The organism is Archangium violaceum (assembly GCF_016887565.1).
Taxonomy (GTDB): domain Bacteria; phylum Myxococcota; class Myxococcia; order Myxococcales; family Myxococcaceae; genus Archangium; species Archangium violaceum_B.
This window is the reverse complement of record NZ_CP069396.1, coordinates 6,592,769-6,616,946: the sequence shown is the minus strand read 5'-3', so window position 1 is coordinate 6,616,946 and position 24,178 is coordinate 6,592,769. Positions and strand designations below refer to the sequence as shown.

Here is a 24,178-nt window from a genome sequence, read left to right as displayed (position 1 = left end):
CGATCGGACGCAATCGGATTCCCGCTCGTTCGTTCTGGGCGAGGCCGCCGAAGCAGTCTTTCTATCCGGAGATTCCTGCACATGCGCCTGGGCGCCCTTCCCCTTCTGCTGCTCACCTCGTGTACCGCGGCGACGACCACCGCCGCTCCACCCTCCTCCGCCCCGGCGCCCCAGGCCACCGCTCCCGCGCCCTCGCCCACCACCGTCCAGGCCCTGAAGCTCGACGCGGCCACGCCCATGAAGACGGCCTCGAGCACGCCCTTCACCGTGTCCGCCGGGTGGTACGTCACCGAGGACCAGGGCCGTCTGCTGCTCGAGGACCCCGAGCGGCAGCTCCGTCTCACCCTGCTGGAGGTGCCCGGCCCGTCCGCCGAGCGCGCTCTCGCCGAGGCCTGGAAGCAGACCCAGCCCGGCTTCGCCCTTCCCGTGATGCACTCGGCCCACCCGCCCGCGCAGGACGGCTGGGACGAGGTCTTCCAGAACACCTACGAGCCTCCCGCGCAGGAGTCGCGCGTCATCGTCGGCCTCGCGCGGCGCAAGGGTGACACCAACTACGTCATCCTCCTGGATGGTGCCGCCGCCGCCATGGAGCGCCGCGGTGCCCAGGCCAATCAGGTCCTCCTCGGCTTCAAGTCCGCCCGGCTCTCCGAGGAGTCCTTCGCCGGAAAGGCCCCGCTTCCCCTCACCCCCGAGCGGCTCCGGTCCTTCGAGTCCTTCCTCGAGCAGGCTCGCGCGACGATGAAGATTCCGGGTGTGGCCGTCGCCGTCGTCCAGGGCAATCAGGTCCTCTACGAGAAGGGCTTCGGGGTGCGGGAGCTCGGCAAGCCGGAGCCCGTGACGCCGCGGACGCTCTTCCTCATCGGCTCCACGAGCAAGTCGCTCACCACGCTGATGATGGCGCGCCTGGTGGACGAGGGCCTCTTCACCTGGAAGACCCCGGCAACCCAGCTCCTGCCCGACTTCTCGCTCGCCGATGCCGAGGTGACGAAGAAGCTCACCGTGCAGAACACCGTGTGCGCGTGCACCGGCATGCCCCGCCAGGACATGGAGATGCTCTTCGAGTACGCGGGCGTCACCGGCGAGCAGCGCATCTCCGAGATGCGCCGGATGAAGCCCACCACCCGCATCGGCGAGACGTACCAGTACAGCAACCCCATGGTGACGGCCGGTGGCTACATGGCCGCGCACGCCGCCGAGCCCGGGCTCCCGCTCGGCCAGGCGTATGACCGCGTGATGCAGACGCGCGTCTTCGATGCGCTCGGCATGAAGTCCACCACCTTCGACTTCGCCCGCGCCGCGAAGCTCGAGCACGCCTCGCCGCACGGGATGACGGCGACGTTCGAATACGTGCCCCTGCCCCTGTCCGTCGAAGAGGCCGTCGTCCCCGTCCGCCCCGCAGGCGGCGCCTGGTCCAACCTCCGGGACATGGAGCGCTACGTGATGCTCGAGCTCTCCAAGGGCCGCACACCCGAGGGCCAGCAGCTCGTCTCCGAGGCCAACCTGCTCGCGCGCCGCGAGCCCCAGGTGAAGATGTCCGACACGATGAGCTACGGGCTCGGGCTCATGGTGGGCGAGGACCACGGCGCCCGCCTCATCCACCACGGCGGCAACACGCTGGGCTTCAGCTCGAACATGTTCTTCCTGCCCGATGCCAACGTGGGCGTCGTCCTCCTCACCAACGTCCAGGGCGATGGCCCCTTCCGCAGCGCCGTCCGCCGCAAGTTCCTGGAGCTCCTCTTCGACGGCCGCGACGAGGCGCGCACCCAGCTCGACTTCGCCCTGAAGAACCGGCGCGAGCAGCTCGAGAAGGGGATGGCCGACATCCGCGTGAAGCCGGACCTGGAGTGGCTGAAGACGCTGGCCGGCACCTGGCACAACGAGGGCCTCGGGCGCGTCACCCTGCGCGTCGAGGGCGCGGGCGCGGTGTTCGACGCGGGCGAGTGGCGCAGCAGCGTGGGCGAGAAGCAGGAGAACGACGGCTCGCGCACGCTCATCCTGATGGACCCGCCCCTGGCCGGCTTCGATTTCCAGTCCAAGCAGGAGGCGGGGGGCACCACGCTCGTGCTCGAGCTGCCCCAGCAGCGCTACGTCTTCGAGAAGCAGGCGGCACAGGCTTCCGGCAAGCCTTGACGTTCCCGTTCTATACGTCCCAGGCTCGACCCTTCCTCCCTTCCCTCATCCATCCGCCGAGGTGTTCCCGCATGCCGAGACCGATGACGCTTTCCCAGGTGATGAAGCAGCTCGAGAGCCAGGGCGACGAGAAGCTGCGCCAGCGATACGTGCGCGACGGTGCGGGCGACAACGTCTTCGGCGTACTCCTCGGGAAGATCCGTGCTCTCGCAGCGGCGCTCGGGACAAACCACGCGCTCGGCCTGGAGCTGTGGGCGACCGGAAATCACGAGGCGCGGATCCTCGCGTGTATGCTGCTCGAACCCGCGGCGCTCACCGAGAAAGAGGCGCGCGGGCTCCTCGAGCCGCTCTCCAATCCGACCCTGGTCGACGAGCTCGTCGGACGCGTGTTCGTGGCAGCGCCCATCGCCGAGCGCCTCCAGGAAAGATGGAGGGATGGCAGCGCGGAGCTTCCTCGCCGCGCCGGATGGAAGATCCTCGCCGGGCGCATCGCGCGCGGACTCGCGAAGGATCTCGACGTTGGCGCGGCGCTCGCGCGCATCGAGCGTGAGCTGCCGGACGCGCCGTACCGGGTGAAGGAGGGCATCAACTTCTGCCTGGTCTGGATCGGCCTCCACCTGCCCGCGTACACCTCGGAGGCCATCGCCATCGGCGAACGCCTCGGCCGGTGGGACCCGCGACCGGTCCCGAAGGGCTGCACCTCGAGCTACGCGCCGGAGTGGATCGCCGCGGCGCTCGCGCTCCGCAAAGGCGAGAAGACCGAGGCCCGGAAGGCGATGGAGGCCGCGAAGTCGAAGCCCGCACCGGCCAGAAAGCGGAGCGCTGGGAAGAAGACAGCCACTCGGACGCGGGCGCATGGTCGGGGAGACAGGATTTGAACCTGTCTCCCCGCCCCTCTCAGCGCCCCTTGTAGACGGGCTTGCGCTTCTCGGCGAAGGCCTTGAGGCCCTCCAGCCGGTCCTCCGTGGCGAGCACCTTCTCGTACTGCCGCAGCTCCAGTGCGAGCGCCTCGTCCAGCTCCAGTGACATGCCCTCGTCGATGGCGTGCTTGGCCGTGGCCACCGCGATCGGCGCGTTCTCCACGATGCTCTCCGCCATGGAGTACGCCGTGTCCAGCAGGTGCCCCTCCGGCGCCAGCCGGTTCACCAGCCCGATGCTGAAGGCCTCCGCCGCGTTCACGCGCCTTCCGGTGAGGATGAGATCCTTCGCCCGCCCCGGCCCCACCAGCCGCGTCAACCGCTGCGTTCCACCGCCCCCGGGGATGATGCCCAGCTTCACCTCCGTCAGCCCCAGCTCGGCCGCTGGTGCCGCCACCCGCAGGTCGCACGAGAGCGCCAGCTCCGTCCCTCCGCCGAACGCCGCCCCGTTGACCGCCGCGATGAACACGCAGTCGCTCTTCTCGATGGCCCGGAACGTGCGCCGCAGCCCGTCCAGGAAGGCGCGCACCTCGGGCTCGCCCATCGTCGAGCGCTCCTTCAGATCCGCCCCCGCGCAGAACGCCTTGTCCCCCGCCCCGGTGATCACCACCGCTCGCGTGTCGTGACCCCGCGAGACGCGCGCCACCATCTCCTCCAGCTCCTTCAGCATGGCCCGGCTGATGGCGTTGCGCCGCCCCTCTCCGTCGATGGTCCAGATCTCGATGGGTCCTCGTGCGTCGACCTTGAATTCCGCCATGTTCCCTCCCTTACCGGCCCCTACACCGGGCCACCATTCGAGCCCCCAGCCTGCGGCGACTCCTCGGGCCTGACAAGGCGGAAACGGTTACTCTTTCTCCCGATGCGCACCGCGTCGAACCGCTCCCTCGCCCGTCTGGCCCCCTGGCTCCTTCCGGGCCTCGTCCTGCTCGTCCCCCTCCTGGCCCTCGCGCGCGGTGGAGGTGGCGAGCACTACAGCTCCCCCTCCTCCGATGACGACGGGGGTGGGGGCGGCATTCCGTTCTGGCTCCTCCTCGAGTTCTTCGAGCTGCTGGTACGGCTCACCATCCGGTACCCCCAGGTGATGCTGCCGCTGATCGGCATCTGCGTGGCCGGCTGGTTCTTCTACCGGCGCAACGTCCACCCCACGGGCGCCACGAAGAGGGCCTTCCAGCAGCGCGAGGCCGAGCAGCGCACCACGGTCTCCTCCAGGGACGTCCAGGGCTGGGTCAACGCGCTCCGTCTCAAGGATCCTCAATTCGAGCTCCAGGCCCTGCTCGACAAGACGCGCAAGCTCTTCCTGGAGCTGCAGGACGCCTGGTTCAAGCGGGACATGTCTCCCGTGCGGCCGTTCCTGTCGGACGCCACCTACCAGCGCTTCGACGTCCAGCTCCAGCTCATGGCCGCCCAGGGCGTGCGTGACGCCATCACCGACATCCAGGTGCTGGACGTGCAGCTCATCGGGCTGGATCAGAGCCAGTGGTTCGACACGGTGCACCTGCGCGTGCGCGCCCGGATGCGAGATGCCGACGTGGCCGCCTCCGCCTCCGAGGCCGAGGCAATCACCGCCGCGAAGCGCGCCCCGCTGGAGGCCTTCACCGAGGTCTGGTCCTTCGTGCGCAAGCCCGGGGTCCAGACGCGCGTCGGCGAGGATCTCTTCCAGGGCAAGTGCCCCAACTGCGGCGCTCCGTACAAGGGCGGCGCCGCCAACCGCTGCGAGTACTGCGGCGCCATCGTCAACTCGGGCAACTACGACTGGACGCTCTCGGAGATCACCCAGGGCATCGAGCACGTGCGCCACCACGCCCAGGTGGACCACCTGCTCGAGGCCCGTGAGGCCGACCCGGCCCTCAACCTGGAGATCCTCGAGGACCGCACCTCCCTGCTGTTCTGGAAGTGGATCGACGCGCAGAGCCGGGGCACCACGCAGGCGCTGCACAAGGTGGCCAGCGCCGACGCCATCGGCCGGCTGGACGAGGAGCTGGGCTCGCTCTCCCGGCAGGGCCGGCGCAAGGTGTTCCTCGAGTGCGCCGTGGGCGGCGTCATCACCCGGAGCTTCGAGGTGGACCCCCAGGGCTTCGACAAGGCGCACGTGGAGGTGCGCTGGAGCGCCCGCATGGGCATGGGTCCCCTCGACGAGCGCCCCCCTTCCCTGCCGACGGTTCCCCAGCGCTGGGTCTTCACGCTGCTGCGCAAGCACGGCGCTCGCACCAACACGGACAACGGCATGTCCACCAACCGGTGCCCCCAGTGCAACGCGCCCCTCACGGACTCGGCCGCCATCACCTGCGACTACTGCGGCACCTCCCTCGGCAGCGGTGAGCGGGACTGGGTGCTCGCCTCCGCGGATCCGTTCGAGTCCTGGGATGCCCGCGAGCAGCGGCGCTTCGCCGGGGCCACCGCCCGGAGGACCGCGAAGCGCAGGCAGCCCATCGAGGTGCCGGGGCTCGTACAGGGGCCGGTGGATGACGTCATCGCCGATCCCCAGGAGCGCCAGCGCCTGCTCTACATGATGGCCGCGCTCGCGTCGGCCGACGGCACCGTGGACTCCGCCGAGCGCAAGCTGCTCGAGCTGTGCGCGCGCCGCTGGAGCGTCCCCTGGAGCAACGTGGAGATGGCCCTCAACACGGGTCCCCAGCTCTTCACCCGGCTCGTCCAGCGCGGCACGCCCGAGGCCGAGGTCTTCCTGCGCAACCTCGTCGAGATGGCGCTCGTGGATGGGCGGATCGACCGCAAGGAGCGGCGCATGCTGGAGTTCGCCGCCGGCCACCTCGGTCTCGTGGACAAGCTGCCGGGGATGCTGGGCGGATGATGAGTCTCGGCTGAGCATTGCCACCGGCCGCCCTGCCTGGTTGCCCGGGCTCCGCGCGGCCTCCGGTGCGCTCAGCCGAAGTCATCCATTTCCGCCACCGGTCCGTATCGAGAGTGGAAGCCACCCCACTCCGTGAGGACCGACAATGCTGAAGCCGAACCCGCTGGCCGCCATCACAGTCCTGACGGCGGCCCTCCTGGCATTTCCGCCCGGGGCCCTTGCCGCCAGTCATCGCGAGGCCCCCATCACCGCCCTGGACCACAAGGCGGACATCACCGACTTCTTCGCCTTCGTCAGCTACGACAAGCCAGACAAGGTCACCTTCATCCTGAACGTGGACCCGCTGTTGGAGCCAGCGAACGGGCCCAACTACTTCCCGTTCGATCCCAACGTCCTCTACACCGTCAAGATCGACAACAACCACGACGCCATCGAGGACGTCTGGTTCGAGCTCCGTTTCACCACGGAGATCCGCGCGCCCAACGTCTTCACGGGCTTCGTGGGAGCGGGCTCGGGAATCCCCGCGCCGGACAACTCGCCCCCGCCAGTCGCACCCGGTACCCCCATCGTGCCGCCGGCCATCACCGCGCTGGACGGGCCCGGCTCGGAGGGGCTCAGCCTGCGCCAGCGGTACACGGTGACCCTGGCGCGCCGCGGCCCCGGCAATTCCGTGAAGCGCACTCGCCTGGGCGAACACATGCCCCTGTTCGCGCTGCCGAGCAACGTCGGGCCGCGCACCATGCCCGACTACCCCTCCCTGTTCAAACAGGCGCTCTACCAGGTCGGCCATGACATCCGCGTCTTCGCCGGCACCGTGGAGGACCCTTTCTGGATCGACCTGGGCGCGGCCTTCGACTCCCTGAACTTCCGCGCCACCGGCTTCACGGTGCCTGGCGTGCTGTCGGACGCCCAGGATGCCGACGACACCCGCAACTTCGCCACGGATGCCGTCTCCGGCTACAACGTGAACGCCATCGCCATCGAGGTCCCCGTCTCCCTGCTGACCAGCGATGGCAAGAAGCACGCGGCCTCCGATCCCAAGGCCACGATCGGCGCCTGGGGGACCACCTCGCGCCAGCGTGTCTTCGTCCGCCGGCAGCCCGCCGAGGCCCGGGATGCCCACGCGGACGAGGTCTGGCGGCAGGTGCAGCGCATGGGCAATCCGCTCATCAACGAGCTCCTCGTGGGCACTGGCTCCAAGGACCGCTTCAGCGTGGACCAGCCCCGGAATGACTCGCGGTTCGCGCCCTTCTTCCTCGACCCCCTGCTGGCGCGCGTGTTCAACGCCATCTATCGGATCGACATCCCCACCCCACCCCGTACCGATCTGTTACCGCTGGTGACCTATGCGCCGCCCATCGCCGCCGCGGGCACCCCCGCCGGCCCGGTCGCCGATCTGCTCCGCTTGAACACGGGCGTCCCTCCCACGCCCGTCGGCAAGCAGAAGCGCCTGGGTCTGCTCGCGGGCGATCCCGCCGGTTTCCCCAACGGACGCCGCCTGGGCGACGACGTCACCGATATCTCCGCGCGCGCCGTGGCGGGCGTGCTCAATCCCTTGTTCAACAAGGCCCCCAACAACCGCATCGGTGACGGCGTGAACGTCAACGACGCCCCCTACAAGAACACCTTCCCGTACCTCGGTTTCGCCTGGGACGGCCGCAACCGCCGCCACCTCGACCCGGGTGAAGTGGGAGGCGGTCCCGTCAACTAGTCAGCCACACCGTGGGCGCGCTCACCGTGCGCCCACGGTTCTTCTTTCCAGGAGATTCCCATGAAAGCGATTTGGAGTCTGACGGGGGTCCTGCTGTTCGCGTCGGTTGCCCTGGGCCAGCAGGCAGAGGTGAAGCCCACTCCCGCGGAGGCGCGGATCACCCAGGCGCGCGGCGCCATCGAGAAGCACCCCGACCACGCCCAGGCCTACAATGAGCTCGCGCTGGCCCTGGCGCGCCGCGCGCGAGAGACGGGCGATCCCTCTCACTATGACCAGGCCGAGGAGGCCCTGAAGAGCTCCTTCCGCCTCCAGCCCGACAACTTCGAGGGCCGGAAGGTCCAGTGCTGGTTGCTGCTGGGCAAGCATGAGTTCGAGAAGGCCCGCGAGCTCGCCCGCGAGCTCAATCGCCGTGCTCCCGATGATGTGCTCGTGTATGGCTTCCTCGCGGATGCCAACGCCGAGCTCGGCAACTATCCGGAGGCGGAAGCCGCCGCGCAGTGGATGCTCGACCTCCGTCCGGGCAACATCCCCGGGCTGACGCGGGCGGCCTACCTGCGCGAGCTCCACGGTGATGTCGAGGGCGCGCTGGAGCTGATGCGCATGGCCTACGACCAGACCGACCCGGGCGAGCTCGAGGATCGTGCCTGGCTCCTGACGCAGATCGGTCACCTGCACCTCGTCCATGGCAAGCAACGGGAGGCCGAGTCCGCACTGACCGAGGCCTTGAGCCTGTTCCCCCGGTATCACTACTCGCTGGGGACTCTCGGCACGCTGCGCATGGAGCAGAATCGCTGGGCCGAAGCCGTCGAGTTGTTCGAGACGCGCTACGCCGTCGCGCCCCACCCGGAGAACCTCTATCCGCTGGCGGAAGCGTTGGAGCGCGCTGGCCGCTCGCGCGAAGCACGAAGTGCCTTCCGCACCTTCGAACGGCAGGCCGTGCGCGAGAGCAAGGGCAGCGACAACGCCAACCGCGAGTTGATCTTCTACTACATCGAACATGCCAACGATCCAGCCCGGGCGCTGCGTCTGGCGGAACGCGAGTCCGCTCGCCGTGAGGACGTCTACACCCTCGACGCGTACGCCTGGGCGCTCCAGGCCAACGGCCACTACCGCGAGGCGCAATCACAAATCGAGCGGGTGCTGAAGACCGGAGCCCGTCATCCCCTCTTCCAGTCGCACGCCAGCGCGATCGCCGCCGGGCCAGGTGTCAAGGAGAGCTCTGGGACGTCGCCCTCCCGCTCTCGCCCTGCTCTCCGAGCAGCTCGCGGATGACGTGGAGCAGCTGGCAGGGATCGATGGGCTTGACCAGGTGCACGTCGAACCCCGCCTCGTGCGCACGGCGGCGGTCGGAGTCCTGACCGTAGCCGGTGATGGCCACCAGCTTGATGCCCTCCAGGAAGGGCTCCTGGCGGATCCTCGACGCGAGCTCGTAGCCATCCATCACCGGCAGGCCCACGTCCAACAGCGCGAGGTGCGGCCTGAACGCGCGGGCCGCCTCGAGCCCCGCGGGGCCGTCATGAGCCACCCTCATGACGTAGCCCTTCGCGTCCAGCAGCTCGGTGAGCAGCTCGGCCGCGTCGCGGTTGTCGTCCACGACGAGCAGTCGCACGGCGTGCTCCTCACCACGGATGGACACCTCGGGTGAGCCGCTCCAGTGCGCGTCGCTGGCGGGGACGCCCGGCGCGGCGAGTGGCAGGCGGACCACGAACTCGCTCCCGCGGCCCAGCCCTTCGCTGTGCACCGACACGCTCCCACCATGGAGCTCGACCAGGCTGCGAACGATCGCCAGGCCCAGACCGAGTCCCCCCTGGGAGCGATCGATCGACCGATCCTCCTGGACGAACATGTCGAAGACCCTCGGGAGCATCTCGGGCGCGATGCCCGCGCCGTTGTCCCGGACCCGCAGCACCGCCTGCTCCCCTTCCCCGGCGGCGGTGACGAAGATGCGCCCCCCGGGGTCGGTGTACTTCGCGGCGTTGTTGAGGAGGTTCGCCAGCACCTGGGCGAGCCGGGCCGGATCTCCGTCGACGAAGAGCGGCTCGCCCGCCGCGGGCAGCACCAGGTGGTGCGAGCGCTGCTCCAGCAGGGGGCTCGCCATCTCGACGGCCTTGGCCAACACGGTCAGCAGGTCGATGCGCCCGCGCTTCAGTTGGATCTTCCCGCGCGTGATGCGCGAGACGTCCAGGAGGTCATCCACCAGGCGGATCAGGTGCTCGACCTGCCGCCCGATGATCGTCCGCTCGCGATCGAAGTCCCCTCCCTCCTTCATCCGCATCAGGTGAAGGGCCGTGACCATCGGCGAGAGCGGATTGCGAAGCTCATGACCGAGCATCGCGAGGAACTCGTCCTTGCGGCGGTCCGCCTCACGCGCCTCCTGGTAGAGGCGGACATTGTCGAGCGCCACGCCAGCGCGCAGGCCCAGCTCCGCGACGAGCTCCAGGGACTCGGTGTCGTACCGGCCCACCTCCTCGGTCCCCACGACGATGGCACCCAGGGAGCGACCCCGCGCCATGACCGGCGCGATGACCGAGTTGTTCGTGACGCAGCACGTGCGCTGCTCGCTCCGCGTCGACAGCAACGACAGCCCCAGCTCCCGTGCGCTCTCGACCTTCATCGGGTCGCGGTGGACGACCACCGTCCGCGTCTCGTCGCCGCCGGAGGGGGTGCGCTCCGTCACCTGCAACACGAGCCAGTCGGCGAAGCGCGGCACCAACAGGTGGGCGACCCGGGTGAACGTCTCCCCCAGGTCCAGCGAGCAGGCGAAGAGCGCGCTCGCCTCCGACAGGAGATCCGCCCGCTGCTGCCTGGCTTCGGCCATGAGCCGGGCATGCCGCTCGGCCTCGAGGAGCCGGGCGCGATCACACGCTTGCGCCGCCTGCTGGGCAATCGCCAGGATGAACGCGCGCTCGTCCTCCGCGAACCGTCGCTCCGCGGGGAAGTTGAAGCCCATCCCGCCGAGACACCGTTCGCCGACCACCAGGGGAACGGAGGCGTAGACCAGGGTATTGGGGGGCGGCCGGGGCGGACCGGACTCCTCCGTGAGAGAGGAGCCGACACCCCAGGCGGAGAAGACGCCGTGCCTCTGTCGGAAGGCCACCGAGATCGGTAGGGAGGAGTCCACCGGAATGCGGAGGTAGTCGCGCAGGAGCGCCTCGGGGTAGCCCTCTGCCTTGACCAGGTGCAGCTCGGTCCCGGTCTCGTCGGCCAGGTACATGCATCCCGCGTGGGCGCCAATGGCGGCCAGTCCCTTGGAGAGGATCACCTCCGCGACCTGGGCGCAGGTGTGCGTGCGGGAGAGTCCATCCGAGACGGCGTGGAGCTTCGCGAGCGCGGAGTTCATCCGCTCGAGCCGGCCCCGCTCCTCGGAGAGCCTGCGCTGCGCGAAGGCCTCACGGCTCGACTGCACCGCGAGCGCGGCCTGGTTGGCGATCGCCCGGAGCAGGTGCCGCTCGTGCGTGGAGGGGAAGTTCTCACGCCACGAGCCGACGATGACCGTCCCGGGCTCACCCAGGGGTGGAACCGCGACGATCCGCACGGTGGTCCGGCCGAGGGGATTCGGCTGGGACAGCTCGAAGGTCGCCGGCGATTCCGGGCTCGTCCCTCGGCTGGCGGCCAGGAGCGCCTCCCGGTCCAGCTCCACGGGAAAGCGCTGCTCGAGCTCCCCTTCCAGTCCGTGGAGCCGCAGGAGGGCGACGTCCAGACGCAGCTGGGAGACGAGCAGATCGATGACGCTCTGGGCGATCTCCTCCGGCCTCATGCCCTGCCAGGCGGAAGACAGCTCGAGGAGCGCGAACAGATCATTGACCTGCCGGCGGAGCGCGAGTGCCCCCTGCCCGGCGAGATCCGGAAGACGGAAGACGGTCCGCTCGCGAGTCAAATGCGCGGCCTTCCTCGCTCAGGAGCGCTCGTTCTTCGGTGCGCGGCCCAGGAACACCTCGGGCGGGACATAGTACGGGTTCTCCTGGAGCGCGCCCGCGATGATGGCGTACGGGTGGGTTCGCAGGACGTCGATGACGGTCGAGCCATTGAACCGGTTGAGGTCGTAGACACAGATCGCGGGCTGCTCCAGCCGGTTGAGCAGGTGGTTGACGCGTGCTTCGTACTCCAGGACGTGTTCCAGATCCGGCCGCTCCTCGATTGCCCACTCCATATGACCCATCATGCGAACGCGGGAGAAACCCTCGGCGCGGCTCGTCATCACCAGCTCCTCGAGGAGCGCCATCATCGTGTCCGCGTCGAACCGGCCGTCCTTGAGGTAGGCCTCGTTCCACCCCAGCACCTCGAGCTGCCCCGTGCGCGTGCAGTCCCGGGTGGGGATGCCCATCTGCTCGAGGTACGTCAGGTGCTCGTGTTTCCGGCAGGGCTCACAGATGTGGACCGTCTTCTCGCCCGCGTCGATCCCCTCCTTGATGTAGGAGTGGAGCACTTCGTACTCCTCCTCGGGAGAGCGGAAGAACGCGGCGATGTGGAAGTGCTGGAGCTTCCTTCCCGCGACGGTCACTTCCCTCATGAGCGGTCCTCCTGACAGTGCCGCTTCAAAATACCCTGATGATCGAAGGACTGGACCCCACGGCACCGGGCTCGTCCGGTAGAGGACAGCCACAGTGTCAGATTGAAGCGCGAGCGGCGGAGCCGGGCTGGTACTCGTGGATCCACACGAGCTCGAAGCCCCAGGTGAAGAGCATCCGGTGGCGGGAACGGACGAGGAAGCCCTCGGCCTCGATGGGACGTGTCACCGTGATGAAGCGGGTACCGGGACGGCAGTCGCGGAAGCGCTCGACGAGCCGGGCCTTCGTCTCGGGGGTGAGCGCCAGCCAGTTGGTGAAGACGTGCGTGGCGTCGCTCAGGTCCGCGCGCGTGGCGTCACCCTCGACGAGGGTGATGCCGGCGGGCCGGAGCCACTTCTCCACGCTCGCCACGTGGTCGGCGAGGAGCTCCACGCCGCGCGCCTCGGCACCCAGCCACCGGGCCGCGATGAGCACCCTGCCCCGACCGGCCCCGAGGTCCACCAGCCGGCAGCCAGGGCCGACCCCTGCCCGCCGGAAGGCCAGCAGCGCAGTCATCAGCGGCGTCTCGCCATAGATGAGCTCTCGGAACCGCTGGCCCGTGGCCTTGAGCGCCCGGACCACCTCGAAGGTGCGCCGCGCGCGGTAGGGAGAGTGGAGTCGCTCGGCGAGCCAGATGCCGAAGTAGGGCCGTAGCAACCGGGGACGCCAGAGCAGCAGCAGCGCGTCCGTGAGCCGGGTGATGAGGCCGAGGAGCAACGCCCAGAGCTGGATGACGAGGCGCTGGAAGAACGGAAGGTCGAAGTCCTCCAGATCGTCGTCGTGGGCCATGCGCCCAGAATGGGCCAGCGGCCCGGCGACGGGAAGCCGTCATTTCGGCCTCAGCCACTTCGCGGCACCTGAAAACGATGGGGCCGCATCCGGACCGTGACAAGGTAGGGTGCAGGCATGCAGCCGTCTGGTGCGAACCCAGTCTGGCGGTATCACCCATGAAAAAGCGAGGAGCCCGGATATGAGCGTCGTTGGTATTCCCCCACCTCCCCTGCCCGCGGATCAGGCCCTATACCGTTTGCGCGAGGGCAACGCGCGCTTCTGCCAGACCGTGCGCAACCTCCACGTCCCCGTGGGGCAGGCGGCACGTTCCGCGCTGGTGGCCGGGCAGCATCCGTTCGCCACCATCCTCTCGTGCTCCGACTCGCGCGTGCCGTCGGAGATCGTCTTCGACCAGGGGTTGGGCGACCTCTTCGTCATCCGCGTGGCTGGCAACGTCGTGGCGCCCTCGCTGGTGGGGAGCGTGGAGTTCGCGGCAGCCACCTTCGGAACACGCCTGGCGGTGGTGATGGGCCACACGTCCTGTGGTGCCATCAAGGCCACGCTGGACTTCATCCAGCACCATGTGAGGACGCCCTCGGACAACATCCGAGACCTCGTCGACCGGTGCCGGCCCGCGGTGGAGAGCGTGGTCCAGGCCGCCGGTCCGGACGCGGACAGGGAGTTCCTCGTGCGCGAGGCCGTGCGCGCCAACGTGCGGCAGTCGTGCGCCCACCTGCGCCACGGCAGCCGACTGCTCGAGCGGCTCATCCAGGAAGAAGGCATGTGGATCGTGGGGGCCGAGTACTCGCTGGAGACCGGCCGGGTCGACTTCTTCGAGCTCCAGGATCGCTGAGCTGGAGACTCACGGGAAAGTCACGCCACGAAGGGTGACGGTGCGTGGCCCGTTCGCCTCTCCCAGTCGGAGGACATAGGTGCCCCGGGCCTGCTCCTCCGTGGCTTCCACCTCCACCACCACGCGTCTCCCTCCTCTTGGAGGAAGGGGCTCCGGTTGCCACACGCGCAGTACCCGCAGCCGTACGCCTCCCCTACCCACCAGCGCCACGCCCTCCGTGTCCACCGTCCAGGGCTGCGCGCTCGTGTTCCTCACCTCCAGCGCCACCGCCACCCGTCCCTCGGCCCGGTAGCTGTAAGCCTTGTTGCTCCTGAGGGTCTCACTGGCGGGCTGCCGGGTGGTGTCTGAAATGTCCTGTGCCGCGATGCCTTTCGTGCCCACCACCAGCCCGGAGTCGATGAGCCCGATGATGCTCCCGGGACTCTTCTGCTCTGTCTGGGTTTGCGCCAGCCGCGCCTCGCACCGCTCGGCACGCTCATGCTCCTGCCGCGCCTCCTGTTGAAAGGACTCGGCCGGGCGCGGCTGGCGGTACACATTCACCTGCGGCTCGGCCCGGGTGGGGTGCACCACCAGCGAGAAGGTGACGTTCGCCGGCACCGCGCCATCCGCGAAGCGCACCGTGAGGAGCAGTTGCTGTCCCGTTGACAGTGCACCCGAGGGCAGGAGCGCAATGAAGCCCAGGGTCTCGTCCACCGTTACCACCCGGAAGCGCTCGCGCGCCTCCAGCACCACGCTCCCGCGCAGCAGCGGCGCGTTGAACACCAGGGTGGTGGTGAGGCCAGGGCTGATACGCACCTCGTGCACCTGCCCGGGGCTCTCCGCCGTCAGCTCGAGGTGGCGAGCGGCCGCCGTGTCCCAAGCTTCAGACGGAGGCTCGGCGAGGGCTGGAGCCGTGGCGAGAATCGCGAGCAGCAGGGGGACGGTGGGCGGTGGGCTGGGCATGGGCCGTACTACCTCCGGAGTGCTCTGGGAAACAAGCACCTCCTACGTCGCCCCTGCTTTTCGTCCGCCCTTGTTCGCAGCCAAGCCAGGTGGGTAGGTCCTTTCAGGAGGGAGGTCCCGGTCGCGCTCGGGAGCAACTGGTCCGACAGTCGGACCAGTTCGTCCGGAGCGCACCCGGAAGGTGCCCCGTCTTTTCCCGCGGGAGCACCCCTGAAAGAACTGACTCCAGCTGGCTTGGGCCCTCTACTTGAAATGCTCCACCGGCATGACGCCCTCGGACCACGAGATGCGCAGGGTGCCCGGCTTCTCACCCGGCTTCACGTTGTCGTCGCCCACGCCCATGTCGTCGTTCCGATTAACGAGCACCATGCAGATGGGGTACGTGTACCCATTCGGTGTGTGGAGATGGGTGAAGCGGCCGTGGATGCGGTCCGTGCCGAAGAAGAGCTGCCCCGAGACCATGGAGCCCCCGGGCACCTCCGTCGTGGGGTTTTCCAAGACGATTTCCATCGTGGTGCCCGGGCCCTCGCGCACGGGAACGAAAGGCTCGTCCTCGTCCGGCCGGGGGAACAGGGCCGTTTCGCTCTTGCCAATGCGGAAGCCCAGCGCCTTCATGGTTTGCACCGAGCCGGGTGGACACTCTGTGGGAGCGGGCAGGGACCGCACCTGGACGGCTGTGGTGGTGGGGCCGGGGCAACCGGTGGCGAGGGTGCAGCCGAGGAGGGCCGCCCCCGCCTTCGAGGCCGTGGAGGTGGTGCTCTTGGGTTGCTGCGGGGGGTCCTGGGGCGCCTTGCGAAGTGTCCTCACGCGCGTGTCCTGGGAGTGCGTCGCGCTGGCGACGGGCGCGGGGGTTGCCGCCGCTTCGGGCGCCGCGCCACCGTCACCTTCCAGCCGCCGCCACGGAGGCGCCACTTCCTGGCCACCCGGTTCCAGGGTGATGGGGTAGAACTCCTCCGGTAGGACGGCCAGGGGTGTCCCCACCGGTGAGGTCGTGGACATGGAGGGACGCGGGAGCGCGCGCACGGCGAGCCACACGCTCAGGCCCAGCACCAGCACCGCACCAGCGACTTGGAGCACCCGTCGCGAGCGCGGGGTGGGCGAGTCCGGGGCACGCGGTCGCGCTGGCTCTTCGGGTCCAGGTAGCACCTCTCCTGGCACGCCCTGGGTGGAGACTTCATCCGGCGGACGCGGTTTTCCCCTCACCGGCTGTTGCGCGTAGGCGGCCCGGCGCTCGTAGAGCGCCAGCAGGTCCGCGCCTCCCCCCAGTTCCTGCTGCCACGAGGTGGTGGCGTTGTCCGGGCCCCAGGCCTCGCACAGCGGCACCTTCCACGTCTCATCCGCTTGCTTCAGCACCTCCTCCAGCGCCACCTCCACCGCCCGCGCGTCCGCGTACCTCTCCCCGGGCTGCTTGCGCAGCATGCGCCAGCACACCTCCCCCAGTGCCCTGGGCACTCGCGGGTTGAGCTCGTGCGGTACTCGCGGCTCCTCGTGCAGGATGGCGTGCACCAGCTTGCCCTCGGTTCCCCGGAAGGGCAGCCCGCCGGTGAGTAACTGGTAGAGCTCCACCCCCAGCGCCCAGAGGTCATCACCCGGGCTGTCGCGCGAGTCCTCCTCGCCGCGCCAGGAGCGCCACACCCGGGGGCTGAGATAGGGCCAGGTACCCGGAGGCACGGGCCCCGTCACCTTGGGCGCCCCCTCGTACGTGGCCACCCCGAAGTCCACCAGCACCAGCCGACGCTCGCCGTACACCAGCAGGTTGGACCCCTTCACGTCCCGGTGGATGACTCCGGCCGCGTGCACCACCCTCAATTGCCGCGCGGCCTGACACACCAGCTCCGCCACCTCGAGCGCGTTGGGGTTGTGCTCCCGGGCCCAGGCGTCCAGCGGCAGCCCGCGCACATAGGGCGTGACGAGGAAGAGGAAGCGGGGCTCGAGGGCGGGCCACTGGCCGTGTCCCACCAACGGCACCCCTCCCGCGAGCCCCAGCTTCACCATGACGTCCAGCTCACGCCGGGCCCAGGACGCAGTATGGGGCTGGGAGATGAACTTCACCGCGAAGAGCTGGTTCTCGCGCCGGGCGCGGAACACGGTGCCCTGGCCGCCGCTGCCCAGCGTGGCCTCCAGCCGGTAGCCGGCCACCTCCATCCCCACCTGGGGCAGGTGCTGCTCCGGCGCTTCGTGCCGTCGAGGCGGATGCGGCAGCTGCCGCCGGGCTCCTTCATGTCCTGGCCGAGAAGGCTGGGCTCCGTTCATGCACTGCACCTCCGAAGTGGTGCAGCGTAACATGACCGCTGGCGACAGGATCCTCACCTTCACCCTATTCACGGGGTCGCGCGTGGGCCGCGTGCGGGCGGCCGGTAGGTCCACGGCTCAACATCTCCCGCCCGCGCTCATGCCCCGGGAGCACGCCGCTCGTTTCCAGAAGTCACCAGGTCCCCCTAGAACTCCAGGAGGAGGAGCCCGCCGATGATGCACCTGCTCAGCGAAGAGATGCGCCGTGATCCGTACCCGCTCTACACGCAGATGCGAGACGGCTCACCGGTCCTGAACTTCCCCGGGACCGACATCTGGATGCTGTTCGACTACGAGAGCGTCAAGCGCGCGGTCACCGACTCCGAGGCATTCAGCTCCTCGGTGACGCCCCCCACCGGCAAAGCGCCGGACTGGATGATCTTCTCGGATCCGCCCCGCCACTCGAACCTGCGCACCATCGTGCTGCGCGCGTTCACCCCCCGATCCATCTCCGCGCTCGAGCCGCGCGTGCGCGAGCTCTCCCGGCAGATCCTCTCCCGTCACCTGGAGCGCGGCGAGCTGGACCTGGTCGGCGACTACTCGGACCTGCTCCCCACGCTGGTGATCGCGGAGATGCTCGGCATCCCATCGGAGGACTTGGCGACCTTCCAGCGCTGGGCGGGGATCATCATGAAGCTCAGCTACGCGCTGACCGGCGGCGAGGAGGCGCGCCGCGGCATCGCCGAGCACGCCGCGGCCAAGGAGGAGATGCGCCTGTACCTCATGGACCTGCTCGCCGCGCGCCGCCGCGCGCCCCGGGACGATCTCCTCACCCGGCTGGGCGAGGCCGAGGTCGACGGGCAGCGGCTCTCGCTGGAGGACATCCTCGGCTTCTTCCAGATCCTGCTGCTCGCCGGCACCGAGACCACGACGAGCACCATCAGCAACGCGATGCTCTGTTTCATGGACTACCCGGAGCAGCTCGCGCGCCTGCGCCGCGAGCCCCAGCTCCTCCCCTCGGCGATCGAGGAGGTGATCCGCTTCCGCTCGCCCACCCAGTTCGTGTTCCGCGAGTCGCGCCGCGAGGTGGAGCTCTACGGCCAGCGCATCCCGCCGGGCAAGATGGTGCTGCCGATGATCGGCGCGGCCAACCGTGACCCGGGCCACTTCTCCGAGCCGGACCGCTTCGACATCGCGCGCAGCCCCAACCCGCACATCGCCTTCGGACACGGCATCCACTTCTGCCTGGGCGCGGCGCTGGCCCGCCTGGAGGCGCGCGTGGCCCTCTCGGATCTGCTCGAGCACTTCGCCGACTTCCACCGCCCGAGCGACGAGCCGTGGAAGCCGCGCGAGGGACTCCTCGTCCACGGCCCGGCACGGCTGCCGTTGCGCTTCACCGTCCATAGGCCCACCTGATTATTCCCGGCGGACTGGATTCTCTGGATTTGAGGTGACTGGGGGCATTGCGCATCTTCCTGTTTGTTACCGAACGAATGGGCCAGATGTCCAATTGCGCCGCGTTCGCATTGGACGCCAGGCGCCTACTCTGCGCGCCGCTCAGCCGGAGGCGTCGCATGCGGAGGATCATTCACATCCACGAGGCAATCCTGTGTCTCGGCCTGTTGTTGGGCCTGGGCGCGGCGCGGGCCGATACCACGCTGACCATCGGCACCGTGAACAACGGGGACATGGTGCGGATGCAGGCCTTGTCGAAGGTCTACGAGGACGCGCATCCCGGCGTGCGGCTCAACTGGGTGGTGCTGGACGAGAACACCCTGCGCCAGCGCCTGACAACGGACATCACCACCGGAGGCGGGCAGTTCGACGTCATCACCATCGGGGCCTACGAAGCGCCCATGTGGGGCCGCCAGGACTGGCTGGTACCGTTGGACCAGATGCCGGCCAGCTATGGTCTGGATGATCTCATGCCCAACGTGCGCAAGCAGTTGAGCGCCGGGGAGCACCTGTACGCCCTGCCCTTCTACTCGGAGGGCTCCATCACCTTCTACCGCAAGGACTTGTTCGCGGCGAAGGGCCTGAGCATGCCCGAGGCCCCCACGTGGGAGCAGATCCGCGGCTTCGCCCAGGCGCTGCACGACCCGGCACATGGCCTCTATGGCATCTGTCTGCGCGGGAAGGCGGGCTGGGGCGAGAACATGGCGCTGGTGACCACCATCGTGAACAGCTTCGGCGGACGCTGGTTCGACGAGAAGTGGGAGCCGCAGCTCGACAGCCCCGAGTGGCACAAGGCGGTGAACTTCTACGTGGACCTGCTCGGCACGTACGGTCCGCCGGGGCCGAGCAGCAACGGCTTCAACGAGAACCTGACGCTCTTCAACGCGGGCAAGTGCGGCATGTGGGTGGATGCGAGCGTGGCGGGCGCGTTCGTCACCGATCCCTCGCAGAGCCAGGTGCCGGACAAGGTCGGCTTCGCCAAGGCGCCGAGCGCGGTGACGACGAAGGGCTCCTCCTGGTTGTGGACATGGGCGCTGGCCATCCCGGCCAGCTCGAAGCAGAAGGAGGCCGCGCGTGACTTCATCGCCTGGGCCACGTCGCGCGAGTACGGCCAGATCATCGCGCAGCGCCACGGCATCTCGGCCATGCCCCCGGGCACGCGCCTGTCCACCTACGAGTCCGAGGCGTACCTGAAGGCCACGCCCTTCGCGAAGGTCACCCTGGAGGCCATCCGCACGGCGGATCCCACGTCGCCCACGCTCCAGCCGGTGCCGTACACGGGCGTGCAGTTCGCCACCATCCCCGAGTTCCAGGCCGTCGCCACGCTGGTGGGCCGGCTCATCTCCGGGGCGCTGGCGGGCAACGCCCAGGTGGACAAGGTCTTGAGTACCTCGCAGTCGGCGGTGCGGCGCACCATGGCGCGCGCGGGCTACTACGGCCGCTGAGCGCGAGTCCTTCCCGCTTCATTCCCTTAAGAGCAGGAGTGCGGTGATGAGCTTCTCCAGTTCTCCGCCACGTCGTGTCGGAGTCCTCACGGCCTCGCCGGCGGTCATCATGCTGTTCGCGTGGATGATCGTCCCGCTGGTCATGACGCTGTACTTCTCCACGCAGTACTACAACCTGCTCTACCCGGGCAGAACGGCCTTCGTGGGGCTGGAGAACTTCGCCTACTTCTTCACCTACCCGAGCTTCTGGACGAGCGTCTTCAACACGCTGCTGCTGGTGGGCAGCGTGCTGGTCATCACCGTGGTGGGCGGAGTGCTCATCAGCGTGCTGGTGGACGCGCGATTTCCCGGGCAGGGCATCGTGCGCATCCTGCTCATCTCGCCGTTCTTCATCATGCCCACCGTCAGCGCGCTGGTGTGGAAGAACCTGTTGATGAACCCGGTGTCCGGCCTGTTCGCCTGGGTGTCCCAGCTGTTCGGCCTGACGCCCATCAACTGGTTCGCGGACTGGCCGCTGCTGTCCATCATCCTCATCGTCGCCTGGGAGTGGCTGCCCTTCGCCATCCTCATCTTCGTGACGGCGCTGCAGTCGATGAACCAGGAGCAGAAGGAGGCCGCGCAGATGGACGGGGCCACACCGGTGGCCATCTTCCGCTACCTGACCGTGCCGCACCTGGCGCGGCCCATCGCCGTCGTGGTGATGGTGGAGACCATCTTCCTGCTCAACATCTTCGCGGAGATCTTCACCACCACCGGCGGTGGCCCCGGGGACGCCACCACCAACGTGCCCTTCCTCATCTTCACCCAGGCCCTGCTCGAGTTCGACGTGGGCGCGGCCTCGGCGGGTGGCCTCTTCGCCGTGTTGCTGGCCAACGTGGTCGCCTACTTCCTCATCCGCCTGATCGGCAAATCCCTCGACGCCTAGGAACCTCCTCCATGCCGACCTTGAAACAACGCCGCCGCATGGCCGGGATCGCTCGGGTGGCGGGCTCCTGGCTCGTGGCCCTCATCGTCTTCTTCCCCATCCTCTGGATGGTGCTCACCAGCTTCAAGACCGAGCTGCAAGCCTTCTCCATGCCCCCGGACTTCTTCTTCGGGCCCACGCTGGAGAACTACCGGGAGATCCTCGAGCGCACCGACTACCTGCACTACGCCTGGAACTCGATCGCCATCAGCGGCGGCGCCACGCTGCTGGGCATGGTGCTGGCGGTGCCCGCGGCCTACAGCTTCGCCTTCCACCCGAGCACGCGCACCCGGGGCACCTTGATGTGGATGCTCTCCACCAAGATGCTGCCCAGCGTGGGGGCGCTGGTCCCCATCTACCTGCTGTCGCGCAATCTGGGGCTGCTCGACTCGCGCATCCTGCTCATCACGGTGTTCGCGTTCGTCAACCTGCCCATCATGGTGTGGATGATCTACACGTACTTCCGCGACATCCCGAAGGACATCCTCGAGGCGGCGCGCATGGACGGAGCCACCACCACGCAGGAGATGATCCGGGTGCTGCTGCCGGTGAGCCGGGGCGGACTGGCCTCCACGGCGCTGCTGTCGCTCATCCTCAGCTGGAACGAGGCCTTCTGGTCCTTGAACCTGACCACCACCCACGCCGCGCCCCTCAGCGCGCTGGTCGCCTCGTTCGCCAGCCCCCAGGGCCTGTTCTGGGCCAGGTTGTCCGCTGTCTCCACCCTCGCCTGCGCGCCCATCCTGGTGCTCGGCTGGTTCTCCCAGAAGCAGCTCGTTCGCGGTCTGACCTTCGGCGCGGTCAAGTAGGCGGAAACCCTTCCCATGGCACGTCTCGACATCCAATCCCTGACCAAGTCCTTCGGAGAGACCCGCGTCATCAAAGGCGTGGATCTGCGCATCGAAGACCGTGAGTTCTGCGTCTTCCTGGGCCCCTCCGGTTGTGGAAAGTCCACGCTGCTGCGCCTGATCGCCGGACTGGAGGAAGCCACCTCCGGGGAGATCCTGCTCGATGGCCAGCCCATCACCGATCTGCCGCCCGCCAAACGCAATCTGGCGATGGTGTTCCAGTCCTACGCCCTCTACCCGCACATGACGGTGCGGCAGAACATGTCCTTCTCCCTGGACCTGGCCAAGACGGACCGCAAGGTCATCGACGAAAAGGTCCAGCGCGCCGCGCGCATCCTGGAGCTGGAGCCCCTGCTGGACAGGAAGCCGGCGGCGCTCTCCGGAGGCCAGCGCCAGCGCGTCGCCATCGGCCGCGCCATCGTCCGCGAGCCGCGCATCTTCCTGTTCGACGAGCCGCTGTCCAACCTGGATGCATCCCTGCGCGTGCAGATGCGGCTGGAGATCGCCCGCCTGCACCAGTCCCTCCAGGCGACGATGATCTACGTCACCCACGACCAGGTGGAAGCCATGACCCTGGCCGACAAGGTGGTCATCTTCAGCGCCGGCAACATCGAGCAGAGCGGCACGCCACAGGAGCTCTACCGCCGCCCCGCCAACCGGTTCGTCGCGGGCTTCCTCGGCATGCCGCAGATGGCCTTCCTGGAGGCCACCTGGAAGGGCGGGACGTTCGTGCTGGCGAATGGTTCCCCCATCCCGGCGCCCGAGGGGCTGCCGCGCCTCGACGAGGGCGCCCGGGTGACGATCGGCGTGCGCCCCGAGCAGCTCTCGCTGGGCGGGTCCGGACAGGGCGCCCTGGAAGGAAGGATCGAGGTCATCGAGCGGTTGGGCAGTGATGCCTACGCCTACCTGGCGGTGCCGGGCCTAGGCCGGCTCACCGTGCGCTGCGCCGCGGATGTTGGAAGGTTGGAAGGCACGCAGGCCGCGGCGCTCCTCCGGCCCAACAGCTTCCATGTCTTCGATGCCAACGGCGTCGCCATCCACCACCCTTCCCACTCCTGAGCATCCCTCGCATGCATACCCTGGATCAGGCCCACCTCTCCGCGCTGCCCAAGTCGATCGTCCGCCCCGGTTATGACCGGAGCAAACTGCGCGCTGGCATCGTGCATATTGGCGTGGGTGGCTTCCACCGCGCGCACCAGGCCATCTACCTCGACCGCATCCTCTCCCGGCCCGGCCACGAGGCCTGGGGCATCTGCGGCGTCAACCTGCTGCCGCAGGACGCCACCATGGCCGCGGCCATGAAGCGCCAGAACGGGCTCTACACCGTGAGCGAGATGGCTCCAGATGGCTCGCGCACCTCGCGCGTCGTCGAGGCCATGGTCGAGTACCTCTACGCGCCCGATCAGCCCCAGGCCGTGCTCGACCGGCTGAGCCACCCGGACATCCGCATCGTCTCGTTGACCATCACCGAGGGCGGCTACCTCATCGACGAGCACGGCCGCTTCAACCTCCAGCACCCCTCGGTGGCGTATGACCTCGCGCACCCCCAAGAGCCCAAGGGGGTGTTCGGCTACCTCATCGAGGCGCTGGACCGCCGGCGCAAGGCGGGCGTGAAGCCCTTCACGGTGATGTCCTGCGACAACCTGCGCCACAACGGCGCCCAGGCCCGGCGCGCCTGCGTCGCCTTCGCGAAGGCGAGGGATCCGGAGCTCGCCGCGTGGATCGAGCGCGAGGTGGGCTTCCCCAACGCGATGGTGGACCGCATCACCCCAGCCACGGATGACGCCACCCGCCAGCGGCTGCGCGAGATGACGGACGTCGACGACGCCGCCCCCGTCATCTGCGAGGACTTCATCCAGTGGGTCCTGGAGGATGACTTCCGCAACGGCCGCCCGGAGTGGGAGGCCGGGGGCGTGATGATCACCAAGGACGTGTCTCCGTACGAGGAGGCGAAGATCCGCCTGCTCAACGCGAGCCACACCATGCTCTCCTACCCCGCCTACCTCTCGGGCTACCGCAAGGTGGACGACGCCCTGCACGATCCGCTCTTCTCCGGCTACCTGCGCGACTTCCTCGACCAGGACGCCGGCGTGTGGCTGCGCTCGCTGCCCGGGCTGGACCTCGAGGAGTACAAGGTCACGCTGCTGCGGCGCTTCTCCAACCGGGCCGTGGGAGATCAGCTGGCGCGGCTGTGCATGGATGGCGGCTCGAAGATCCCAGGCTTCCTCCTGCCCACGGTGCACGCCATCCTGGACAATGGACGCCCCTATCACCGCATCGCGTTCTTCCTCGCGGCATATGACCGCTACCTGCGCGGGGGCGCGGACGAGAAGGGCGAGCGCTACCCCATCAACGAGCCCAACGCGCGCGCCCTCCTGGAGAAGGTCATCCAGAGCGACTCGCCGATGACGCTGCTCGGCATCCCGGAGATCGTGGGCACCCAGCTGCCCGCGCACAAGGGCTTCGTCGACCTGTACCTCGACCTGCGCAAGCAGCTCGATGCGCGGGGCGTGGTGGCGACGCTCACGGCGCTCGAGGCGAAGGCCGGCTGAAGGGG

The 24,178-nt window shown here is 68.7% G+C and carries 18 protein-coding genes; 12 read left to right on the top strand and 6 right to left on the bottom strand.

Features of this window, described 5'->3' with window-relative positions; all coding sequences use genetic code 11:
• Nucleotides 1–81 precede the first annotated feature (81 nt).
• The gene (locus tag JRI60_RS26585) at nt 82–2,130 is read left to right on the top strand and encodes a serine hydrolase domain-containing protein (RefSeq protein ID WP_204218675.1); all 2,049 of its coding nucleotides are present in this window, start codon (nt 82–84) and stop codon (nt 2,128–2,130) included.
• Between the two features lie 71 nt (nt 2,131–2,201).
• Nucleotides 2,202–3,008: a DNA alkylation repair protein gene (locus JRI60_RS26580; RefSeq protein ID WP_204218674.1), complete on the top strand. Its 807-nt coding sequence runs from the start codon at nt 2,202–2,204 to the stop codon at nt 3,006–3,008.
• 19 nt (nt 3,009–3,027) lie between these two features.
• Here JRI60_RS26580 and JRI60_RS26575 read toward each other — a convergent pair whose 3' ends face one another.
• Nucleotides 3,028–3,804 (bottom strand): enoyl-CoA hydratase-related protein, encoded by a 777-nt coding sequence (locus tag JRI60_RS26575; RefSeq protein ID WP_204218673.1) that lies wholly within the window; start codon nt 3,802–3,804, stop codon nt 3,028–3,030.
• Between the two features lie 102 nt (nt 3,805–3,906).
• On the opposite strand from JRI60_RS26575, the gene JRI60_RS26570 reads away from it, so the two are divergent.
• From JRI60_RS26570 to JRI60_RS26560, 3 genes are all read left to right on the top strand, one after another.
• Nucleotides 3,907–5,856: a TIM44-like domain-containing protein gene (locus JRI60_RS26570; protein WP_204218672.1), complete on the top strand. Its 1,950-nt coding sequence runs from the start codon at nt 3,907–3,909 to the stop codon at nt 5,854–5,856.
• 145 nt (nt 5,857–6,001) lie between these two features.
• On the top strand, nt 6,002–7,567 hold the full coding sequence (locus JRI60_RS26565) for a DUF4331 domain-containing protein (protein ID WP_204218671.1): 1,566 nt from the start codon (nt 6,002–6,004) through the stop codon (nt 7,565–7,567).
• A 60-nt stretch (nt 7,568–7,627) separates the two neighbouring features.
• Nucleotides 7,628–8,839, top strand: a complete 1,212-nt coding sequence (locus tag JRI60_RS26560; protein ID WP_204218670.1) for a tetratricopeptide repeat protein — start codon at nt 7,628–7,630, stop codon at nt 8,837–8,839.
• Here JRI60_RS26560 and JRI60_RS26555 read toward each other — a convergent pair.
• The 3 genes from JRI60_RS26555 to JRI60_RS26545 all read right to left on the bottom strand — a co-directional run bounded on the left by JRI60_RS26555 (nt 8,775) and on the right by JRI60_RS26545 (nt 12,903).
• Nucleotides 8,775–11,444 carry a hybrid sensor histidine kinase/response regulator gene (locus JRI60_RS26555; protein WP_239470745.1) on the bottom strand — a complete coding sequence of 890 codons (2,670 nt, stop codon included), beginning with the start codon at nt 11,442–11,444 and terminating at the stop codon, nt 8,775–8,777. The genes JRI60_RS26560 and JRI60_RS26555 overlap by 65 nt on opposite strands.
• An 18-nt stretch (nt 11,445–11,462) precedes the next feature.
• Nucleotides 11,463–12,077 (bottom strand): MEDS domain-containing protein, encoded by a 615-nt coding sequence (locus JRI60_RS26550; RefSeq protein ID WP_204228670.1) that lies wholly within the window; start codon nt 12,075–12,077, stop codon nt 11,463–11,465.
• A 97-nt stretch (nt 12,078–12,174) separates the two neighbouring features.
• Complete coding sequence (locus tag JRI60_RS26545; RefSeq protein WP_239470744.1) at nt 12,175–12,903, bottom strand: class I SAM-dependent methyltransferase; 729 nt, start codon at nt 12,901–12,903, stop codon at nt 12,175–12,177.
• A gap of 181 nt (nt 12,904–13,084) precedes the next feature.
• On the opposite strand from JRI60_RS26545, the gene JRI60_RS26540 reads away from it, so the two are divergent.
• Entirely contained in the window at nt 13,085–13,738 is a 654-nt protein-coding gene (locus JRI60_RS26540; RefSeq protein WP_204228669.1) for a carbonic anhydrase, read from the top strand.
• Between the two features lie 9 nt (nt 13,739–13,747).
• On the opposite strand, the gene JRI60_RS26535 is transcribed toward JRI60_RS26540, so the two are convergent.
• Nucleotides 13,748–14,680, bottom strand: a complete 933-nt coding sequence (locus JRI60_RS26535) for a DUF2381 family protein (RefSeq protein WP_204228668.1) — start codon at nt 14,678–14,680, stop codon at nt 13,748–13,750.
• 243 nt (nt 14,681–14,923) lie between these two features.
• Nucleotides 14,924–16,825 (bottom strand): serine/threonine protein kinase, encoded by a 1,902-nt coding sequence (locus JRI60_RS26530; protein ID WP_204228667.1) that lies wholly within the window; start codon nt 16,823–16,825, stop codon nt 14,924–14,926.
• A 321-nt stretch (nt 16,826–17,146) separates the two neighbouring features.
• Here JRI60_RS26530 and JRI60_RS26525 point away from each other — a divergent pair, with 321 nt between their 5' ends.
• The 6 genes from JRI60_RS26525 (at nt 17,147) to JRI60_RS26500 (ending at nt 24,173) form a co-directional block, all read left to right on the top strand.
• Nucleotides 17,147–18,328: a cytochrome P450 gene (locus tag JRI60_RS26525; protein ID WP_239470743.1), complete on the top strand. Its 1,182-nt coding sequence runs from the start codon at nt 17,147–17,149 to the stop codon at nt 18,326–18,328.
• A gap of 158 nt (nt 18,329–18,486) precedes the next feature.
• Entirely contained in the window at nt 18,487–19,812 is a 1,326-nt protein-coding gene (locus tag JRI60_RS26520) for an ABC transporter substrate-binding protein (protein ID WP_204228666.1), read from the top strand.
• Nucleotides 19,813–19,858: 46 nt separating this feature from the next.
• A complete protein-coding gene (locus tag JRI60_RS26515; protein ID WP_204228665.1) occupies nt 19,859–20,737 on the top strand; it encodes a carbohydrate ABC transporter permease in 879 nt (292 codons plus the stop codon).
• Nucleotides 20,738–20,775: 38 nt separating this feature from the next.
• A complete protein-coding gene (locus JRI60_RS26510) occupies nt 20,776–21,582 on the top strand; it encodes a carbohydrate ABC transporter permease (protein WP_239470742.1) in 807 nt (268 codons plus the stop codon).
• Between the two features lie 15 nt (nt 21,583–21,597).
• Nucleotides 21,598–22,680: an ABC transporter ATP-binding protein gene (locus JRI60_RS26505; protein WP_204228663.1), complete on the top strand. Its 1,083-nt coding sequence runs from the start codon at nt 21,598–21,600 to the stop codon at nt 22,678–22,680.
• Nucleotides 22,681–22,691: 11 nt separating this feature from the next.
• A complete protein-coding gene (locus tag JRI60_RS26500) occupies nt 22,692–24,173 on the top strand; it encodes a mannitol dehydrogenase family protein (RefSeq protein ID WP_204228662.1) in 1,482 nt (493 codons plus the stop codon).
• The last annotated feature ends 5 nt before the right edge of the window (nt 24,174–24,178 follow it).

Coding starts and splice junctions, on each gene's coding strand:
- JRI60_RS26560 (WP_204218670.1), top strand. CDS start 7,628: ATGAAAGCGATTTGGAGTCTGACGGGGGTCCTGCTGTTCGCGTCGGTT.
- JRI60_RS26565 (WP_204218671.1), top strand. CDS start 6,002: ATGCTGAAGCCGAACCCGCTGGCCGCCATCACAGTCCTGACGGCGGCC.
- JRI60_RS26500 (WP_204228662.1), top strand. CDS start 22,692: ATGCATACCCTGGATCAGGCCCACCTCTCCGCGCTGCCCAAGTCGATC.
- JRI60_RS26545 (WP_239470744.1), bottom strand. CDS start 12,903: ATGGCCCACGACGACGATCTGGAGGACTTCGACCTTCCGTTCTTCCAG.
- JRI60_RS26530 (WP_204228667.1), bottom strand. CDS start 16,825: ATGGAGGTGGCCGGCTACCGGCTGGAGGCCACGCTGGGCAGCGGCGGC.
- JRI60_RS26535 (WP_204228668.1), bottom strand. CDS start 14,680: ATGCCCAGCCCACCGCCCACCGTCCCCCTGCTGCTCGCGATTCTCGCC.
- JRI60_RS26575 (WP_204218673.1), bottom strand. CDS start 3,804: ATGGCGGAATTCAAGGTCGACGCACGAGGACCCATCGAGATCTGGACC.
- JRI60_RS26570 (WP_204218672.1), top strand. CDS start 3,907: ATGCGCACCGCGTCGAACCGCTCCCTCGCCCGTCTGGCCCCCTGGCTC.
- JRI60_RS26520 (WP_204228666.1), top strand. CDS start 18,487: ATGCGGAGGATCATTCACATCCACGAGGCAATCCTGTGTCTCGGCCTG.
- JRI60_RS26515 (WP_204228665.1), top strand. CDS start 19,859: ATGAGCTTCTCCAGTTCTCCGCCACGTCGTGTCGGAGTCCTCACGGCC.
- JRI60_RS26505 (WP_204228663.1), top strand. CDS start 21,598: ATGGCACGTCTCGACATCCAATCCCTGACCAAGTCCTTCGGAGAGACC.
- JRI60_RS26585 (WP_204218675.1), top strand. CDS start 82: ATGCGCCTGGGCGCCCTTCCCCTTCTGCTGCTCACCTCGTGTACCGCG.
- JRI60_RS26525 (WP_239470743.1), top strand. CDS start 17,147: ATGATGCACCTGCTCAGCGAAGAGATGCGCCGTGATCCGTACCCGCTC.
- JRI60_RS26510 (WP_239470742.1), top strand. CDS start 20,776: ATGGCCGGGATCGCTCGGGTGGCGGGCTCCTGGCTCGTGGCCCTCATC.
- JRI60_RS26550 (WP_204228670.1), bottom strand. CDS start 12,077: ATGAGGGAAGTGACCGTCGCGGGAAGGAAGCTCCAGCACTTCCACATC.
- JRI60_RS26540 (WP_204228669.1), top strand. CDS start 13,085: ATGAGCGTCGTTGGTATTCCCCCACCTCCCCTGCCCGCGGATCAGGCC.
- JRI60_RS26580 (WP_204218674.1), top strand. CDS start 2,202: ATGCCGAGACCGATGACGCTTTCCCAGGTGATGAAGCAGCTCGAGAGC.